16 protein-coding genes and 3 pseudogenes are annotated in these 16,331 nt (G+C 36.9%); 8 read left to right on the top strand and 11 right to left on the bottom strand.

Going from position 1 to position 16,331, the window contains the following annotated elements; translation table 11 throughout:
* Positions 1–175: 175 nt before the first annotated feature.
* Positions 176–1,063: a LysR family transcriptional regulator gene (locus B371_RS0115665; RefSeq protein ID WP_019415259.1), complete on the bottom strand. Its 888-nt coding sequence runs from the start codon at positions 1,061–1,063 to the stop codon at positions 176–178.
* Positions 1,064–1,199: 136 nt separating this feature from the next.
* Here B371_RS0115665 and hpaI point away from each other — a divergent pair, with 136 nt between their 5' ends.
* The 5 genes from hpaI (at position 1,200) to B371_RS0115695 (ending at position 6,807) form a co-directional block, all read left to right on the top strand.
* Entirely contained in the window at positions 1,200–2,120 is a 921-nt protein-coding gene (gene hpaI / locus B371_RS0115670; protein WP_019415260.1) for a 2,4-dihydroxyhept-2-ene-1,7-dioic acid aldolase, read from the top strand.
* Between the two features lie 37 nt (positions 2,121–2,157).
* Complete coding sequence (gene hpaE, locus B371_RS0115675) at positions 2,158–3,681, top strand: 5-carboxymethyl-2-hydroxymuconate semialdehyde dehydrogenase (RefSeq protein WP_019415261.1); 1,524 nt, start codon at positions 2,158–2,160, stop codon at positions 3,679–3,681.
* An 18-nt stretch (positions 3,682–3,699) separates the two neighbouring features.
* Positions 3,700–5,175 carry a 4-hydroxyphenylacetate 3-monooxygenase, oxygenase component gene (hpaB, locus tag B371_RS0115680; protein WP_019415262.1) on the top strand — a complete coding sequence of 492 codons (1,476 nt, stop codon included), beginning with the start codon at positions 3,700–3,702 and terminating at the stop codon, positions 5,173–5,175.
* A 12-nt stretch (positions 5,176–5,187) separates the two neighbouring features.
* Positions 5,188–6,171, top strand: coding sequence for a 3,4-dihydroxyphenylacetate 2,3-dioxygenase (gene hpaD, locus B371_RS0115685; protein WP_019415263.1), 984 nt, complete (start codon positions 5,188–5,190; stop codon positions 6,169–6,171).
* Positions 6,172–6,345: 174 nt separating this feature from the next.
* Positions 6,346–6,807: a flavin reductase family protein gene (locus B371_RS0115695; protein WP_019415265.1), complete on the top strand. Its 462-nt coding sequence runs from the start codon at positions 6,346–6,348 to the stop codon at positions 6,805–6,807.
* Positions 6,808–7,163: 356 nt separating this feature from the next.
* On the opposite strand, the gene B371_RS0115700 is transcribed toward B371_RS0115695, so the two are convergent.
* From B371_RS0115700 to B371_RS0115715, 4 genes are all read right to left on the bottom strand, one after another.
* The gene (locus B371_RS0115700; protein ID WP_019415266.1) at positions 7,164–7,814 is read right to left on the bottom strand and encodes a GntR family transcriptional regulator; all 651 of its coding nucleotides are present in this window, start codon (positions 7,812–7,814) and stop codon (positions 7,164–7,166) included.
* Positions 7,815–8,106: 292 nt separating this feature from the next.
* Positions 8,107–8,517 (bottom strand): 5-carboxymethyl-2-hydroxymuconate Delta-isomerase, encoded by a 411-nt coding sequence (locus B371_RS0115705; RefSeq protein ID WP_019415267.1) that lies wholly within the window; start codon positions 8,515–8,517, stop codon positions 8,107–8,109.
* Positions 8,492–9,253 (bottom strand): fumarylacetoacetate hydrolase family protein, encoded by a 762-nt coding sequence (locus B371_RS0115710; protein ID WP_019415268.1) that lies wholly within the window; start codon positions 9,251–9,253, stop codon positions 8,492–8,494. Before B371_RS0115710 ends, B371_RS0115705 begins: the two co-directional genes overlap by 26 nt.
* Positions 9,250–10,044, bottom strand: coding sequence for a fumarylacetoacetate hydrolase family protein (locus B371_RS0115715; protein WP_019415269.1), 795 nt, complete (start codon positions 10,042–10,044; stop codon positions 9,250–9,252). The genes B371_RS0115710 and B371_RS0115715 overlap by 4 nt, the downstream gene beginning before the upstream one ends.
* A 160-nt stretch (positions 10,045–10,204) precedes the next feature.
* Between B371_RS0115715 and B371_RS21900 the strand changes: the two are divergent.
* Positions 10,205–11,143: pseudogene (locus B371_RS21900) on the top strand (arsenic resistance protein).
* Between the two features lie 120 nt (positions 11,144–11,263).
* Here B371_RS21900 and B371_RS0115725 read toward each other — a convergent pair.
* From B371_RS0115725 to B371_RS24530, 3 genes are all read right to left on the bottom strand, one after another.
* Positions 11,264–11,770, bottom strand: a complete 507-nt coding sequence (locus B371_RS0115725) for a peroxiredoxin (RefSeq protein WP_019415270.1) — start codon at positions 11,768–11,770, stop codon at positions 11,264–11,266.
* A 56-nt stretch (positions 11,771–11,826) separates the two neighbouring features.
* Positions 11,827–12,150, bottom strand: coding sequence for a thioredoxin family protein (locus B371_RS0115730; protein WP_019415271.1), 324 nt, complete (start codon positions 12,148–12,150; stop codon positions 11,827–11,829).
* Between the two features lie 152 nt (positions 12,151–12,302).
* Entirely contained in the window at positions 12,303–12,491 is a 189-nt protein-coding gene (locus tag B371_RS24530; protein WP_019415272.1) for a glutaredoxin domain-containing protein, read from the bottom strand.
* Between B371_RS24530 and B371_RS21910 the strand changes: the two are divergent.
* A pseudogene (locus B371_RS21910) lies at positions 12,490–13,169 on the top strand (Crp/Fnr family transcriptional regulator). The gene B371_RS24530 and the pseudogene B371_RS21910 overlap by 2 nt on opposite strands.
* A gap of 137 nt (positions 13,170–13,306) precedes the next feature.
* Here B371_RS21910 and B371_RS0115745 read toward each other — a convergent pair.
* Complete coding sequence (locus B371_RS0115745; RefSeq protein ID WP_019415273.1) at positions 13,307–13,750, bottom strand: hypothetical protein; 444 nt, start codon at positions 13,748–13,750, stop codon at positions 13,307–13,309.
* 305 nt (positions 13,751–14,055) lie between these two features.
* Between B371_RS0115745 and B371_RS22505 the strand changes: the two genes are divergently transcribed.
* Positions 14,056–15,081, top strand: a complete 1,026-nt coding sequence (locus B371_RS22505) for a DUF3179 domain-containing (seleno)protein (RefSeq protein WP_019415274.1) — start codon at positions 14,056–14,058, stop codon at positions 15,079–15,081.
* 179 nt (positions 15,082–15,260) lie between these two features.
* On the opposite strand, the gene B371_RS0115755 is transcribed toward B371_RS22505, so the two are convergent.
* Positions 15,261–15,464, bottom strand: a complete 204-nt coding sequence (locus tag B371_RS0115755) for a hypothetical protein (protein ID WP_157185224.1) — start codon at positions 15,462–15,464, stop codon at positions 15,261–15,263.
* A gap of 200 nt (positions 15,465–15,664) precedes the next feature.
* Positions 15,665–16,083, bottom strand: a pseudogene (locus B371_RS21920) (DUF4372 domain-containing protein); the annotation flags it as partial.
* Positions 16,084–16,331: the final 248 nt, after the last annotated feature.

The following is a 16,331-nucleotide window of genomic DNA, read 5'->3' on the forward strand; positions in this document are numbered from 1 at the left end:
CCCGCGGAAAGCGTCCGCCTTGTAACGGAAATCACAATATTTGAATAGAAGTTGTTTTATTCTTGAGGTTATGCTGCAGTAGGTTTGCCGTCCAGAACCACCAGGAAACAGACGGAGATGCAGTTTGATATATCCTGCTTTCTTAAAGGACCGGGCGTACTTTGCTCGGTTTTTCTTATACACTAAATGACTCAAACGAACCAATAAAACGTTTAGCCTGCTTAGAAAGATAACGGTCTTTTAACCATATAACGGCCGATTCAGAAAATAAAGAAGAGTCCTCAAGTTCAAGAATATGTAAATTAGGCATTGAAAATGATACAAGAGATGATTTGGGAATAATCGTAGCACCTACGCCTGCTGAAACTAAAGATAAAATCATTGATACATCTGGACATTCACAAATTACATTTGGTTCAAAACCATGTCGTCTACATTCCTGCAATACGATTTCAAATTGCCCTACTCCACTAATCCGATGTAGCAATAACAGAGGTACTGTTTCTAATTCTTTCATCTTAATCGTAGTCTTTGAAAGGATACCTGGTGTATTACTAGGAAAAACAGCAACAAAAGGTTCCTTAGGTAATTCAATTTTTGAAAATAATTTCATTTCAATCGGAAGTCGAACAATTCCCACTTCCGATTCGCGAGACGTAATTAATTGCTCAACCATAAAAGAATCTCCTTCACGCAAGGTGAAAGTCACAGCAGGATAGATCTCTCGAAACATACGAAGTCGATCAGGTACATAAGAAAAACAAGTCTTTACAACGCCAATTGATAATTTACCTCTAAGGCCTTCACTAGTCTCCTTAACTTCTGTTTTAATCTCCTCGAGTTCTAGTAATATTTTTTCTGCTTTTTTATATAAAACTAATCCAGCTTGAGTTAAAACCATATTTCGTCCATTTCTTTCAAAAAGAATCACACCTAATTCTTCCTCTAACAGTTTTAATTGTTGTGAAAGTGGTGGTTGAGCCATGTGTAATTTTTTTGCAGCTCTTGTGATTTGACCTTGTTCAGCAATGGTATAAAAATAGCGTAATTGTTTGATATCCAAAATCGAACAACCCTTTCTATACTTTTTTCGTATACTTTGAATACTTTATAGGTATTTTTAATATAGTTTAACACGTGCTACATTTAAATTGTAAATGTATTCAAAAAATTAAAAAACTTATAAAGGGGTGTCGTTCATGTTTCAACTAGTGAAAAAAAGACTAAGAGGTTCAATTGCACCAATCGTAACACCATTTAAAAAAGATGGTTCTATAGATTTTGATACATTAATTAGCTTAATTAATTGGCATATTGAAAGCGGAAGTCATGGTATTTCGGTAACAGGAACAACGGGTGAACCGAGTTCACTAACACTAGAAGAAAGAGTTCAAGTGATAGAAGTTGCGATGAAGGCAGTAAATGGACGTGTCCCATTCGTCCCGGGTACAGGTTCGACAAATCATGAAGAAACATTATACCTCACTAATAAAGCACAAGAGCTTGGTGTAGACGCTGCACTCGTTATTGTCCCTTACTACAACAAACCTTCACAACATGCCCTCTATAAGCATTTTAAGGCGGTTGCCAATTCGGTAGATATTCCTATTATTATTTATAATATTCCGGGAAGAACAGCAACAAACTTAGAAGTTAAAACACTCGCAAAACTAAGCAAAGATTGCCCGAACATAATTGGTGTTAAAGAATCAAATAAGGACTTTGAACATGTAAACCGTATTTTATTAGAATGTGGTAGAGACTTTCTTCTGTATTCAGGAATCGAACTACTATGTTATCCAATGCTTGCAATTGGTGGGGCAGGATACATTAGTGCCACCGCTAACATCTTACCTAAGCAAGTTGCCGAGTTATACGATGCATGGACAGCTGGCGATATAAAAAGAGCACAGGAAATCCATTATGAATTAATGCCGTTGAATGATGTGTTGTTTAAAGATACCAATCCAGCCCCCCTTAAAGCTGCACTCGGCATGCTTGGAAGAGCTGAACCCATACTTCGATTACCAATGGATCTCCCTACACAAGAATTGCAAGATGAAATACGCGAAGTGTTGAACCAATACGTAGATTTATCAGCAGCACAACCTGTACAGTAAACATGCGATTTTTAAGGTCGAATTGAGGAGGACCATAATGATGAAATCAACAGAGATGTCTAAAGATCGTACCAACATAAAAGTTGATGATGTGAAGCTTTATATTAATGGTGAATTTGTAAATGCTCACGCTCAGGCAACCTTTGAAAACATCAACCCATTTACCAATGAAGTCAATAACCTGGTTGCTGAGGGTCGCGAAGAGGATGTGAATAAAGCTGTTTACGCTGCGAAACAAGCGTTTAAGAGTGGTCCATGGGGGTCCATGAAAATGGAGGAACGCATGGTTTACATTAACCGGATTGCGGATTTAATTGATGAAAGCGTTGAAGAAATTGCAAGTTTAGAATCAATAGATACCGGACTACCGATTGCTCAAACTAGAAAGATGATTGCCCGTGCGGCTGAAAACTTTCGATTCTATTCCAGAATGGTTCAGTCTAAACTTCACGGGGAGTCATACCCTGTAGACAATGAATTTATAAACTATACAATCTATAAGCCTCTCGGGGTAGTTGGATTAATTACACCGTGGAATGCACCTTTTATGTTGGAAACGTGGAAAGTAGCACCAGCATTAGCAACAGGAAATACAGTAGTGCTGAAGCCGGCAGAATTATCACCCTTAACTGCTAATAAACTTGCTGAGATCATTGATCAGGCAGGCTTGCCGAAAGGGGTATTTAATGTCGTACATGGATTTGGCGAAACAGCGGGTTCAGCGCTTGTAGCACACCCTGACGTAGAAGCAATCTCTTTCACGGGTGAAACAACAACAGGAAAAACAATTATTAAGAATTCTGCTGATACCTTAAAGAAAACGTCGATGGAACTAGGTGGAAAATCACCTTTAATCATTTTTGATGATGCAGATCTTGATCGTGCGCTAGATGCAACGGTGTGGGGAATGTTTTCATTTAACGGAGAACGTTGTACAGCTAATTCACGGCTTTTCCTTCATAAAAAGATAAAAACACAATTTATCGAGAGACTTAAAGAGCGAGTACAGAACATCAAGATTGGAGACCCAATGGATGCTTCTACGCAACTTGGCCCGTTAATTGATAAAGGTCATTTTAATAAAGTTTCCGAGTATATTGAGATAGCTAAGCAAGAAGGTTGTGAAGTCTTTCAAGGTATTGTTCCTGATGAAGTAAAGGCCGGCAATTTTGTACCACCTACTCTACTATTAAATGCTACAAATGACATGAGAGTCGCCCAGGAAGAAATATTTGGTCCAGTAATGGCAGTCATTGAATTTGAAAGCGAAGAAGAAGTAATTGATGCTGCAAATGATGTTATATACGGTCTTGCAGGCTATGTGTGGACAAATGATATAAAGCGAGGTCACCGTGTAGCGCATGCGGTTGAGGCTGGAATGTTATGGGTCAATGCTCAAAATGTGCGTGATCTACGTATCCCGTTTGGCGGAATGAAATCGAGTGGAATTGGAAGAGAAGGTGGACATTACGCCATCTTTGAATTCTACACAGAACCAAGAGTCGTTCATATCGCGATAGGTGACCATCATATTCCACAGTTTGGTAAGAAACAACAATAGTATGAGGAGTGAAAAACAATGCCAGCAAAAACAGGAGCTCAATATATTGAACGTTTAAAAAAAGCAAATAACAATATTTATATACATGGTGAGAGAGTGGAGGATGTCACAGAACATCCTGCATTAAAAAACGTCGTCAAATCAATGGCCCGTCTCTATGATTTACAATATGAAAAACCAGATAAAATGCTTTATACATCTCCAACAACAGGAGACAAAGTAGGCATGACATTTTTACAACCAAAAACGATTGATGATTTAATCCTGAGACGCGAAGCTATGCAAGAATGGGCTCGGACTTCTGGTGGGATGATGGGACGCTCACCTGATTACTTGAATGCAGAAGTCATGGCGATGGGGGTTAATAATAGTCTTTTTGCTGAGGCAGATCCGATGTTTGCCGAGAACGCTAGAAATTACTATGAGTATGCACGTGAAAACGATATTAGTTTAACTCATACACTTATACATCCTCAAGTAAACCGTGCAAAAGCACAACATGAACAAAAAGATGCAAATGTAGCTTTACACTTAGTTGAAAAAAACAAAGATGGCATCATTGTAGATGGAATTCGCTTACTTGCAACTCAAGGGGGTATTACGGATGAACTGATGGTTTTCCCTTCAACCGTAAAAAAAGCAGGAGAATTAGATGATCCCTATTCACTAGCATTTGCTATTCCTAATAACACAAAAGGTCTTAAATTCTTAAGCCGTGAATCATTCGATTATGGTAAAAGTGAATGGGATCACCCTCTTTCTTCTCGTTTTGAAGAAGGGGATGCGATTGTTTCTTTTGAAAATGTCTTTGTTCCCTGGGAGCGCGTCTTTGTTTGCGGGAATTCATCCGTTTGTAACCGAACATTTAGAGAGACCAATGCAGTTGTTCATATGTCACATCAAGTTATTGCAAAAAATGTGGTAAAAACCGAATTCTTACTAGGTGTTGTTTTAAATATAATGGATGCGATTGGAATTGATCAGTTCCAGCATGTTCAAGATAAAGGAACCGAAATCATGTTAACGCTTGAAACAATTAAATCTCATTTGTACCGGGCAGAGCATAGTGCCAAACTGGATAGCTCGGGGACGATGACTCCTGATTTTGAAGCCTTAAATGCAGCACGTACATGGTATCCGAGAGTGTACCCTCGCATGATTGAAATCTTACGTGTTCTGGGAGCTTCTGGACTTATGGGAATTCCTACAGAAGCAGACTTTTCTCATGAGGAAATTGGACCAATTCTAAACAGAGGCTTACAAGGAAAGAATTTAGATGGTTATGAGCGTACGCAATTATTCCGGTTAGCGTGGGATATGACAATGAGTGCATTCGGTAGCCGTCAAATGCATTACGAGTACTACTTCTTCGGGGATCCTGTCCGTATGGGAATGGCGTTTTTTGAAGGCTACGAAAAAGATAAATACAAAGGCTATGTACAAGATTTCTTAGACCAAACCAAAACGAAAAAGCCTCATTTCTCAGGCGTGTAAGGGGGATATACAATGGACTTTAACATTATTCGTACAGGCCGAGCCGTATTAAATGTTGTGGATTTAGAAGCATCACATGATTTTTATGTAAATGGCTTAGGATTTATTGAAACAGAGTCAGATGCTACGAACCTTTATTTAAGAGGATTAGAGGAACATAATCATCACTCTTTACATTTGAAAAAAGCGTCTACTCCAAGCGTAGAAGTAATAAGCTATAAAGTGTACGCTGAAACGGATCTGGATGCGTTGGCATCTTTATTTACCACAAAAGGGTTGCAAACAAAATGGCTTCAAAAGGGTGAGCAGCATGCAATCGGAAGAGCGCTACGGGTTCAGGATATCTCAGGACTTCCAATAGAGTTCTATGCAGAGATGGATCCAGCTGAAAGAATGCTTCAACGATATGATTTATATAAAGGCGCAAGAGTCCAACGAATTGACCATTTTAACTGTATGGTACCGGATGTTGAAAAGGCCTATAACTTTTATATCGATGAGATGGGATTTGCTTGTTCGGAATATACAGCTGCTGAAGATGAAAAAATCTGGGCGGCTTGGTTGCACAGAAAACCAAGTGTTCATGATGTAGCATTTATGAATGGGGTAGGACCGCGTCTTCATCACGTTGGTTTCTGGTTAAGTGATCAACTAAGTTTAATACATGCTTGCGATGTTCTTGCATCAATGGGTTATACAACAGCTATTGAACGTGGACCAGGACGTCACGGAATTTCAAATGCATTTTTCCTTTATCTGCGTGACCCAGATGGACACCGTATTGAACTTTATAACGGAGACTATCTAACATGTGACCCTGATTTCAAGCCCATTCGCTGGGATATAAATGATCCAAGAAGACAGACTTTCTGGGGACATGAAGCACCGGATAGTTGGTTTAATGAAGCATCGGTCGTTCAAGATATTTTAATGAATAAACCAATAGAGCTTGCCGAACCAACATTAAAACAACATAAACCAGTATTTGTAATCTAATGATCGTGAAGGACTTAGACTATTTGAGTCCTTAATGAATTAATCATATGCCTGATGGTGGAGTAAAAGAAAGCGGCTTAGGACGCAAAGGGATTAAATATGTAGTTAAAGAAATGACAGAGCTTAAACTAGTTATCTTTCGGAATAAATATATTTTAGGGAGGTTTACAATGGATGGATGATCACATCTTCAAAACAACAATGGGTAAATTTGCAACAGGAGTTACCATTATTACAACCGAATTAAACGGAGAAGTACAAGGAATGACAGCTAATGCTTTTATGTCTGTCTCACTTGATCCGAAATTAATCTTAATTTCGGTAGCTAACAAAGCAAAAATGAATGAGTCGATTAAGAAGTCAGGTATTTTTGCAGTGAGTCTACTAGCAAATGATCAAGAAGAGATGTCAATGTACTTTGCAGGACAGATTAAGGAAAAACGTGATATTGCCTTTAAGTCTTTTAACGGGATGCCTGTCATTGATGGGGCATTAGCTAATATTACATGCGATGTTCATAACACACATGTAGAAGGTGACCACACGTTATATATTGGCAGCGTACGTGACATTGAATTAAAAGAAGAAGGAAAGCCATTAACCTATTTCTCAGGTCGTTACTACGAGATCAGCTAGATAAACTTATAAAGTATGAGGAGAGATGGATGTTCTTCATATCAGCAGTAAATCCATTATGACTTTCTTCAAAACACCCATGTAAAGTAATCAAACCAGATCGAGTAATTGAATAATTATTAACAACACTTCCTGTTAATAAATTACCAACATGTCGTAGCTGGTTTTGATTTTAGCAATGGTCCTTGGTGACATGTCTACCAATTTGGGCAATGGGAGAGCAAAATTGAAGCATAGAGATTTAACTCACCGTTTCGATACCATCCCATCGATGTACTAATTTGGTTCCTTAATTATAAAATACACCCTTCATTTTTATATGAATTCGTCAAGGGATTCAAACCTACTTATTTATATTAAAGTTTGATGTCAAACGCTTTTACTGTATTTAATTTATGCTGCCTCGCGAAATTTTCAACCTCCACTGGTGAAGCTTGTCGTCTTAACATATCGATGAGGATATCATGCTCTTTAACAGACTGTGGAGCACGTTTTGGATAAAGAATAAAACCAGTATTTCGAACAGTTTTTAAGCGATCACGCATTTGTTGAATATTTTTTAAAATGTATTGATTCGGACAAAAAGAATAGATAATGGAATGAAAGTCTCGGTTCAACTCACTAAAGGTCTCTAAATCAAATTCAGAAAGTGCCTCTTTCATACCCGCACTCTTAAACTCAAGTTCTTTAAATGAGTCTTCAGTTAAGTAGGGCATACTTAACATAGTTGCATATCCTTCTAACACAGCCAAGAGCTCTAAAGTTTCCTTGTAAACCTCTTTATTTAAATTAAGAATAACTGCTCCAGAGTTCGCCTTATATTCAATCAGTTGATCGGACTCTAGCTGATGAATTGCTTCACGAACCGGGATTGCACTTGAACCAACTTCCTTTGCAATTTGATCTATAATGATACGTTGACCGGGGGCGTAAGTTCCATCTAAAATTCTTGAACGAATGACTTCATATGCATACTGACGTTTATTAAGCTTTTTTGTAGTTTTCATACAGTAATTATATATGATTTAATATCTTATCTCAAACCACAATTCTTTTACTGAACTGATTCAAACGAATTAAACCTAGATTAATCAGCAAAACCTACAACACTCATCTAAACACAGGTGTACAAACGCAGTTTCCTCACCTAAAAAGTGAAATAAGAGTACAAAAAATGAAGCCTTTGTTATGTTTAAAGTGCTTAAACCAAACAATCGGTGTTTCCTAAAAAGCACGTAAATAATCATAGAGAAAAAAGAGCTTACCTGTTTTTGCAAACCGGTAAGCTCTCTTCACATTCTATTGATAGCGTCTATGAATATTGTTTTTCTTAAATGTGCCTGTTTCACTAAATTCAAAAAGCTCCAAAGAAAGTGCTAATGAACGTCTATCAAACACTTCGGAAAAATGCGTTGTAACGACATCGAACATAGCTTGACACGTTTCTTGTTTGACCTCATCAGAACGTCCACCAGCAATCTTCAAAGTAACATGAACAAAAGCATCATCTTGTGACCCATTAGCAACATAGTAATGTTGAAGTTCAATCGCTCTTGATCGAATTCCTCCGATGGGAAAAGTGGAAGCCCTAGCAATGAGAACCTCGTTTAGTGATTTTAATAACTGCGAAATATTTGTTTCCTCTTTTAAGTTATCCGTATATTCAACGATGATATGTGGAATTTTAACTCCTCCTCTGGAATACGTCATCTCCAACAATCGTGTTAACTAATCGACCAACACCTTCAATTTCAGTAATGACTTCATCCCCAATTTTCACATCAGCAAGTCCCTTTGGCGTACCTGTTAAAATAATATCGTTTTTTTGTAACGTCATAAATTCACTTAAGTATTCAATTAGAAAAGGGATATCAAAGATCATATCTTTTGTTGAACCTTGTTGAATTCGCTTTCCGTTGACGAAAGTACGAAGGGGTAAATTCATCGGATCAGCAATATCATGCGCATCAACAAGCCAAGGTCCGATGGGGGTACACGTATCTCGGTTTTTTACGCGCAAATTAGGACGATAATAGTTTTCTAAATAATCACGAATGGCATAGTCGTTGGCCACAGTGTATCCAGCAATATAGTCATACGCATCTTGCCGTTTCACATTTCTTGCCGTCTTGCCGATGACAACACCTAGTTCACATTCATAATGCATATATGTTGCGTCGACTGGTCGTCTCGACTCGGCACGATGACCAACAAATGTGTTAGGTCCTTTTAAGAATAATAGTGGCTCAGTTGGTGCTTTAAATTCAAGTTCACTTGCATGATCCGCATAGTTAAGGCCTAATGCAAAAACAGTACGAGGTTGCACAGGAGGTAACCACACGACCTCATCTTCTTTGACAATTCGGCCATCTGTTAATTGGATCATATCGTTTTTTTCAATAGCTTCGTGGATAGCACCAGCAAAAGAAACTCTAGCTCGTTTCACTGAACATCACCCCCTGAAAGAATTTCGTGTTCTGGAACGATTACATTTTCTAAAAATCCTACATGGTCAATTTCAATGCGAATTTTGTCTCCTGCCCTAGCAAGAGGAGGATTTTCTGGAACGCCTACTAAGAGAACATCGCCAGCGTATAATGTCATAAATTCTGTTACGTCGGAAATTAGTTCACTGACGCCACGAATTAGGTTAGACGTAGTATTTTCTTGGACCAATTCACCATTTATATATACGCGAAGAGAAAGATTATCTGGATTAGTTATAGCAACTTTCTCAAGTACCCAAGGACCAATTGGACAAAAACCATCCCTAGCACGATGTTTGACTGCCGGTCTGAAGAGACTTTCATGAGGAACGGTCACATCGTTCGCAATGGTGTAGCCAACTACATAATCCAAAGCATCTTCTTTTTTCACATTTGTCGCCGTTTGTCCAATGACAATGCCGAGTGTTGCACCTATTTCTAGTAGTTCAATCGAAGCGGGAAGTGGAATAGCTGTCCCATATCCTATAACGGTATTTGCTGGTTTTATATAAAGAATAGGTGCTTTAGGTGGTGCCTTGTAAGGGGATTCATTGACTGAATCTCCAAGTGCAGCAAGTGTTTCCTTATAGTTTAGTAAAGTACCATAAACGGTACCGGATACAGGAGCATCCCATTTTACCAGTTCAAGATGAAGGGTAGAGTTGTTAATTTGAACGGTCGAGTTATGAACATCGACTGTGGCTTCTTCTGTAATGAGGCGACCTTGAAGCTTATATTGGGCTTTAAACAAGTGTATTCCTCCTAATATATATTATTAAATATTATATCATATATGATTTTAAATTCCGCAAAATTCCAATAATATTTAACTGTAATATTTTTGATTTGTAATTTCATAAATTACACAGTTAAGTAGAATGATATATGCACTAAAAGGGGAATTATTTTTCATGATTAGTAGAGAACAATTTGAAAATGATCAAGTTTGTCTACGCAGCAACTGGATTACTGTTTCCTGATTTGGGAGGTCAATTAGATGTAACCATTTCTGTTGTCATTGCAGTTTTAATGTATAGTATGTTTGCGCAGATTCCGTTTACTTCTTTAAAAAAGTCGTTTGCTAATCGTCGTTTTATCGGGGCTTTATTAACGGTTAACTATATAGCAGTACCTATTGTGGTGTGGCTTTTATCAAAATTATTACCTGATTATCCTCCATTATTGCTTGGAGTCTATTTAGTTTTACTGACTCCTTATATTGTTTATGTAATTGTTTTTACAGCTCTAGGTCGTGGAAATGAAAAAATAATTCTTGTATCAACACCGGTTCTATTCATTACACAAATGTTCTTATTACCACTTTATTTATGGCTATGGGAAGTGAAGCAGCGAAAATAGTAGATCCAGGTCCATTTTTTGAAGCGTTTTTCGGACTTATTGTTATCCCGTTACTAGTGGCGATGGTCATACAGTTGTACGAAAAGAAATCATCTAATGGGAAAAAAATAATGAATTTAACTTCATGGTATCCTGTTTCTTTTATGGTTCTTACACTTTTTGTTGTCGTTGCATCTCAAATTGGTAAATTATCAAGCTACATGGACCTGATTATTATAGTTATTCCTATCTATATTGCCTTTATGGTGATCATGCCTATTATTTCTATATGTATTGCCAAGTGGTTTAAGCTTGATGTCGGTTCAGGTCGGGCATTAATTTTTAGTGCCTCAACACGTAACTCGCTCGTAGTTCTGCCTCTAGCGTTAGCCTTACCAGATAACTTGAGCACATTAGTAGCGGCCGTTATCGTAACGCAGACCATTGTTGAACTTGCAGGGGAACTCATATATATTCGGCTAGCACCCAAACTTCTATTACGCCAAAAATAATTGATTATAAAATGCATGAATGTTTGAAAAGGCTCCACAATTAATTTGTTGTTAAATGAAAAAAGTGCCATCTGCAAAATATGCAGATGGCACTTTTTTATAAGTTCTTTTCAAACCTTGTCAATCTTTCAAGTTTTTCTTAATATAAGTGACAATTTTGCGTAGTTCTTTGGCATTTGGTCGACCAAATGGACTGGTCTGTTTTTGTTGATATAGGATATTTCCTTTTTCATCGAGTAAGAAATAGGCAGCTTCACCGTGTGTTCCATGATCTTCATAAGGCGCATCTTCACCATGGTGGAAAACCCCATATTGATTTAACAAATTTAGAGGCGCATCAGAAAGGATTGGAAAAGATAAGTTGAGCTCCTCTTTAAACGAGGTAGAATCTTGCTGAGTATCAGTTGAAATGGCTGTGAAATGAATATTTTTTCCGTCAAAATAAGATTTACTTTCTTCAATCTCCGACAAATCAAGCTTACAAACTGAACACCAAGTACCACGGAAAAATAGGATGAATCTCCAGCCTTTACGATCTGTCAAATCTTGTTCAAGTGAATAAGTTCCACCGCTTGCTTCTGGTAGATTAAATAATGGTGCTTCAGTTCCTAATTTTAATGAATTCATGAAAATCTCCTCTTATACGTATATTTAGTTAATATTATGATTTTTCTTCGATAAACTTAAGAAAAAAATGGTTGAAGAAACGTAGTTACTTCATCAGGTGTTTTAGCATTGGCACTGTGAAGATGTCCAAGCTTTTGATTGTTTTGATAAACAAGGAGACTAGGAATTCCCATCACATCATATTTGCTTGAAATCTCTTCAAATTGATCTTTATCGATTGAATAAGATGGAATCTCATTAAAGTCATCCATTACTTCTCCAATAAATGCATCCATACGTTTGCAGTCAGGACACCAGTCAGCATAAAACTTTACTACTACAGGTTTGTCATGCCCTATTATCTTTTCAAACTGTTCTACTGATGAAATTTTTTCAAACATAATTAACCCTCCTTAATTCAGTAATAATAAAAACATAACAAACGTAAAATAAAATAGATGTTAGATGGATTACTTTTTAAAAGATTGACAATAGTTTAATTCGAACGTCTCGTTCAATACATCCACATAATTGTAGTAGTCTTCTTGAATTTTTAATAGAGGAAAGCCTTTGGTACATGCTTTAACAATTGACGATGTTCGAAAATATTAACCATTTGAAAAGGAATGCCGAATTCTTTTAATTTACTTTTTACCTGATCACATTTTGTACATCCTGGAACTATAAATAATAAATGTTCAGAAGAGCATCCAGTTAAAAGGGAAGAGGGACTTATAACCATGGATAAACTAACACTCCTTTCGCATATTAATCTTTTTGATGAGTTGCCAATGAAGGATATTAAGTTAATTGACAAAAGTAGTACAATGACGCCAATTAAAAAAGGTACACAAATATTAATTCCTGAGCAATCTCTCGATGTGCTTTTTTTTCTTAAGAAAGGGCAAGTTCGTCTTTACCGCATGAACTCACAAGGCAAGCAATTTACTACTGATATATTAGTGGATGGCAATGTTTTTGGCGAAACTGAATCCTTTATGCTAACGGATCAGCAAACCTACGCAGAGGCGATGACTGACTGTTACTTATGCACAATGGATAAAGGGAAATTTGAAGAATTCATTAGAACGACGCCTGATGTTTCGATTAAATTGATTCAAATTTTATCAAATCGGTTGAAGGATACATATGACCTTAGTGAAAAAATCGCACTCGGAGATATCCGTTATCGAACCCTTTTCTGTTAATAAAAATGAGTGAAAAAAGAGGACAGCGTGAAAAAGAATGGCAATCAATTAAAATGAAATTCACCCATGAAGATATTGCCACAATGGTGGGATCCTCTCGCGAGTCGATTTCTCTTCTAATGAGCAAGTTGAAAAAAGAAGGATTACTAAAGAAAACAATCCTAGGGTATTCAATTAGAGTAGATGAAATAAAAAAAATCATTACTGATTAATTATTTGAATTATTTTCTCCTATCCAGCAGTGTGAAAAAGTGATAACCCACATGATGTAGTGTTAATGGGAAAATTAAAAAACCTTTCCAAGTCTATTGAGGAAAGAATCACCCCATAGACTTGGAAAGGTTGGTACTCAGGCTTTCGTAGGTTTATGGACGAGACGACTGAATACGGCAGCCAGAATGAGTGAGAAGCCTAAGTGGGTAACTAAACTCATTAGCTGAGCACTTGCAAACATTTCTCCTATCATTGATCCCATGCCCATCATCATTGGCATGATAAGTAGGGGACCCATTACCCAAATTATGACACCATGAAGAGCGCCAACTACATAATACCGGGAAGATAGGAGAGTCATAGCTCCAAATCCAAGTCCAAAAATCCAACTGATCATCATATGCATAGCCCATCCAATGACTAGACTTTCACTCCCTGCCATTGAGGAAATCATCATGATCATGCCCATCATCTGCATAACTAATCCGAATAACACCCCAGCTATTGTACTGGCGATTAATGATGCTTTTACAATCTTAGAATAACTTGAAATCATGGATGCTTGTTTAACAACTACCATTGTTATCACTCCTCTTTTTATAGTTTAAAACAATTGAATAATTAATAAAGTTAGCTATCTAACAATTCTGAAAGTATATAAAAAAAGGAGCAAATCTAATGATCGGCTTCTTTTAGTTTGGATTGGATTTCATGAAATATTTTTATTTTTGCAGAAATCTACTAGGTTTCCTTTATACAAAGGTGTGGCTAATTTACCAGTTCTGAAAATTGAGATACGTCATTAAATTTGATAAGCTACATTCATAGATTTAAAAAGTTTATTTCAGTTATTAGGTTAGCTATTTTGATAAGGAGAGATGATGAATGACTTACTGGAATACAAAGCTTGATATGCAAAAGTTACATCAAACATGGAAGAAAACGAATTTTACAAAGCATGTTGATGATTTATGGGGAAGTTTGCAGGTGCCCGGAGTTGAAAGAGATGAGATTCCTCCGTTGGATAATCCTCATTTTCAAAGTGTCTCTAAAGCATTGGAATCGCTACCACCTCGATCTGCGATGATTGTCGTACCCACAAAAAATGAAGTGAAGGCTTATCGTGTGGATGATGTGATGCTACACGAAATTGTCAATGATAAAGTGGATGGAGAGCCAATTGCTGTAACCTTTTGTCCTCTTTGTAATAGTGCGATTGTATTTAAGCGTGTGATAAATGGTCAAAATATACGTCTGGGTGTTAGTGGCATGCTCAGAAATTTTGATTTGGTTATGTGGGATGATGTTACTGAATCATGGTGGCAACAGTTCACTGGTCAAGCAATCTTGGGAGAATGGACAGGTAAGCAGCTTGAGGCCCTACCTAGTCAAATATTAAGTATCGAACAAGTTTCTGAGCAATATCCATCGAGCCAAGTTCTTTTAAAAACAGAGAACGATCCTCATCCGCCAGCTCACCAAACAGGTGATTTCAAAGAAAGAGGAGCAAGTATGGTTGATACGAGTAAAATATTTGCAACAACGATAAAAAATCAACCTGTAGCGATTAGTTATGAACGATTACGTAAGGAAAAAGTGATCAATTATAAAGTTAATGGTTTTCAAATCGTTGTTCTTTTTAATGAAGAAATTAGTGATATGGGGATTGAATCAGGAGAGAATAAGGGTCAGGCTCTCATGTATTCGTCTCGGAATAGGGAAAGGGATCTTCATTTTGAAAAGGCGACTCAGGAAACATACACTGATCAAGAAACAAATAGCACTTGGAACCTATTCGGAGAAGCAATATCTGGACCATTAAAAGGTGAAAATTTGGTCAAGCTTATCAGTTACCCACATTTTAAAAAGCCTTGGTTTGAGTTTTATCCAAACACATTGTTTTTAAGTTAGAAATCTAGTAATTGATTTCACAGTTGCAACTCAATTCGAACACTATTTAGTTTAACTAATATGTCCCAATAGAGCTGTTTTTAGTTATTAAATGTTCAACTTACTATGATAGTTTACAAAGTAAGTGCCGACTCTTGATTGAGTTCATTTCGCGTCTTTCTCAATAGGTTTGGTTATCTTCAATTGTTTTCTTGTTTATCTGGAGACAGTTTTAGTTTCAATATATATCCAATAATGATAACGACAATGATAGAAAGAGAAATGAAAATAAGACGACTTTGGTACTCGTTAATTTTTAAAAGGTCATGTCCTAGTAGCGTATAAGCAATGGTTCCTGGAATCATGCCGACTCCTGTTGCCAGTAAGAAGGTACGCAATCTCATACCACTTAATCCAGCAGCAAAGCTAATAGCATCAAAAATAAACTAACGGAACAAGCTTAGTAATTAATATGGTTATAAACCTGTGTTTTTTAATTAATCCATAAATCGTATGATACCATTTTCCTTCATAAAGTTTTCAACAAAGCGATCACCAAACCATTTTGCTAAATAAAAAGAAACTAATGCTCCAAGCATGGCCAATTTAGCCCATTTGTGGTTCGTCAAATTCAGTGGCAACGTACTCGAATCAATGATTTTTAACGGCATCGTGATTTTTGAGTACTTCGTTTTCCTGTGAATTTGAAGGACTAAATCTAAGAACAACAGTTGGAAGATGTCTGGGTTCATTCCGTTGAGTCGCCGTGACAGCTGAGACACGCTAATAGAATCCATCTTTGCGGTATTTTGAAGCTGATCATCAAAAAGACAATCGCTCAGAGCGTGAAGACTTTCTGTTTGGTGCAGTTGCCGCAAAAAGGAGTAATTTTAAGAAAGAATGGGTCGTAAGTTTTTTTGTGTAATGGTCTAATTTCATCGTTTTCACTTTTTCTTCAAGCAATTGAAGATTCATAGGTGAAAACCATTGTCCAAATGACGTTTTTCGTGTAATTTTGTCCATGAGTTGGTCCTTTTTTAATGGATTTGGACGGGTTACCACCTGACTTTATCCATTATAAAGGACTTTTTCTTTGCAAAAAATGAGATTATTGAACATTTTGAGTATTTTTATAACTGGAGTTAATTTAATGCAACACTAGTGATTTTATTTATATCTATGTGATGAAGTAAGTGAACTCAATTAGGTTGTCTTACACCAGATAATCAAGCATGTTCAAGTTAGTAAGAAGCAGAACAACCACTTGAGGT

The sequence above is a fragment of the Paenisporosarcina sp. TG20 genome (genome assembly GCF_000286315.1).
Classification (GTDB): Bacteria; Bacillota; Bacilli; order Bacillales_A; family Planococcaceae; genus Paenisporosarcina.

Bases quoted from the DNA above. Each gene is read 5' to 3' on its own strand.
- hpaI (WP_019415260.1), top strand. From the start codon at position 1,200: ATGTTTCAACTAGTGAAAAAAAGACTAAGAGGTTCAATTGCACCAATC.
- hpaE (WP_019415261.1), top strand. From the start codon at position 2,158: ATGATGAAATCAACAGAGATGTCTAAAGATCGTACCAACATAAAAGTT.
- hpaB (WP_019415262.1), top strand. From the start codon at position 3,700: ATGCCAGCAAAAACAGGAGCTCAATATATTGAACGTTTAAAAAAAGCA.
- hpaD (WP_019415263.1), top strand. From the start codon at position 5,188: ATGGACTTTAACATTATTCGTACAGGCCGAGCCGTATTAAATGTTGTG.
- B371_RS0115695 (WP_019415265.1), top strand. From the start codon at position 6,346: ATGGATGATCACATCTTCAAAACAACAATGGGTAAATTTGCAACAGGA.
- B371_RS0115700 (WP_019415266.1), bottom strand. From the start codon at position 7,814: ATGAAAACTACAAAAAAGCTTAATAAACGTCAGTATGCATATGAAGTC.
- B371_RS0115705 (WP_019415267.1), bottom strand. From the start codon at position 8,517: ATGACGTATTCCAGAGGAGGAGTTAAAATTCCACATATCATCGTTGAA.
- B371_RS0115725 (WP_019415270.1), bottom strand. From the start codon at position 11,770: ATGAATTCATTAAAATTAGGAACTGAAGCACCATTATTTAATCTACCA.
- B371_RS0115730 (WP_019415271.1), bottom strand. From the start codon at position 12,150: ATGTTTGAAAAAATTTCATCAGTAGAACAGTTTGAAAAGATAATAGGG.
- B371_RS24530 (WP_019415272.1), bottom strand. From the start codon at position 12,491: ATGGTTATAAGTCCCTCTTCCCTTTTAACTGGATGCTCTTCTGAACAT.
- B371_RS0115745 (WP_019415273.1), bottom strand. From the start codon at position 13,750: ATGGTAGTTGTTAAACAAGCATCCATGATTTCAAGTTATTCTAAGATT.
- B371_RS22505 (WP_019415274.1), top strand. From the start codon at position 14,056: ATGACTTACTGGAATACAAAGCTTGATATGCAAAAGTTACATCAAACA.
- B371_RS0115755 (WP_157185224.1), bottom strand. From the start codon at position 15,464: ATGAGATTGCGTACCTTCTTACTGGCAACAGGAGTCGGCATGATTCCA.